This window comes from Porphyromonas sp. oral taxon 278 str. W7784 (assembly GCF_000467855.2).
Lineage (GTDB): Bacteria > Bacteroidota > Bacteroidia > Bacteroidales > Porphyromonadaceae > Porphyromonas.
The window spans coordinates 1-1,694 of record NZ_KI259248.1; the positions used below are offsets into that span (position 1 = coordinate 1).

Annotated in this window: 1 protein-coding gene; it reads right to left on the reverse strand. The window is 49.7% G+C overall.

The window, feature by feature from the left end; translation table 11 throughout:
* A partial coding sequence (locus HMPREF1556_RS06290; RefSeq protein ID WP_021667544.1) for an RNA-binding domain-containing protein occupies positions 1-1,590 on the reverse strand: 1,590 nt, incomplete at its 3' end.
* Between the last annotated feature and the right edge of the window lie 104 nt (positions 1,591-1,694).

The window sequence follows — 1,694 nt, forward strand, 5'->3', positions numbered from 1 at the left end:
CAACCTTTCCTCTTCTGAGCTTGCAACCTTTGCACCATTAGCTTGCAACCTTAATGCCTTGAGTCTATAGACACAGCCTCTTCCATGGCCTTCTGCAATAAGCACCCCTGCTTGACAAAGCTTCTGTAGTTTATCTGTAATGTCTGTCCTATGCAGGGGGAGCTTTTTGCTCAGCACTTGGTGATTGACTACACCTTCGGTAAAAGCTGTAATTAGAAGAATGCGATCGTTCTCATCCATGGAGTCAAAAGTGTCGCCTAGACCACGCTTGAGCTCCTTAAGCACTTGCGGGTCGAAGAGTAGCTCCAGAGGCATCACCAGCTCTACCTTGTTCGGTCGGAAGCGTTCCTCGGGATAAGGTGTCTTCCAGTGCAAGGCTTGCCATCCACGCAATATCTTGTCCACACCACTGCCTGCCTTTTCTACTGCACCCATCATCATGAACATCTGCTGAAGTGAGGTATTGCGACAAACACTCTCTCCTCCGCGAAAGAACTGGTCACGCGTAATGAGTAGAACGCCAGGATTGGAGAAGACAATCCGGTTAGGGTACTTATCTATCTTAAGGGAAGCCTCCTCGCTATAGTCAGCATGCACACAAAGATTAGCGAAGGCTTCTCGAAGAGCTACGTGTGCCAAGGTATGATCTTGCCGCTGTCCATCTTCCAAGTGAAAGGGTGTAGGCAAGGCCTCTTGTAGCCTTGGTAACACTCTGCGATAGAATTGGAATAGGTTGGCTTCCCAGGTACCATCAGGACAGATGCGATTACTCCACCGATCTGCATTGGGCTCATACTCCTTGTAATCAGGGAAGAAGTGCGGAGCACAATCTTTAATTGCTATGGAAGTGCCAAACATGAGTAAGCCAGCTAGCGTAAAGCCCTCTTCTCCAGTTTCTCTGTCCTTACGATAAGCACCGAGCTTACGCATCAGCCCCTCATTGTCCTCTGTGATCCAAGGATGATCTGGTCGCACCGTAGCAAAAAGTCTGCGATACTGCTCGAAGGAAGGTAGATCGATATCCTCCCAAGTGAAGCCCTTCAGGATGCGGCCATCTGCAGGACGAGATAGGTCGGCATCTGCCATCATACGGCGTACCTCCGCAGCGGTGCAGAGAAAATCTCCAGAGTCATTGCGTCGGTATGTGCCTTCGTCAGCAACACGCTTATAATAGACGGGACGTTGCTCCCGCAAGGCTTGTGGCACGTGTATCGTCAGGACAAACGAGCCCTGCACGTCTACAATCTGCACATCATCATTCGTCTGTAGGCAATGGCTAATGGTCTCTCGGCTTTGGACTAAAGACCAGAAGGTCATCTTCAGTTTCTCCACTTCCTCTCGGCTGAGCCTGCTGAGGCTTAAGCGCCCATCAGTGTCTTCCTTAACCCCCAACACAATCATCCCGCCATGCGTATTGGCAAAGGCAGAGTAAGTAGGCCACAGCTCTTTGGGGAATCCTCCCTTAGCGTGCTTAAACTCTATTTCTTCGTTCTCCCCGATATTGAGTAGCTTGTAGATACGTGCTTCTGGGTCGGTTGGGTGCACTGTTGTGATAGCAGTAGATTCGTCGCCGGTATTAAGCTTGGTCATAATATTCTGGGAATAACGTGAGCTGTTCACTGGATGCCTGAGTCTTTTTCTTGCGAGCAGGAAGGGATTGAGGTGTGCCATTTAATTGCAACTCATGGACTTCT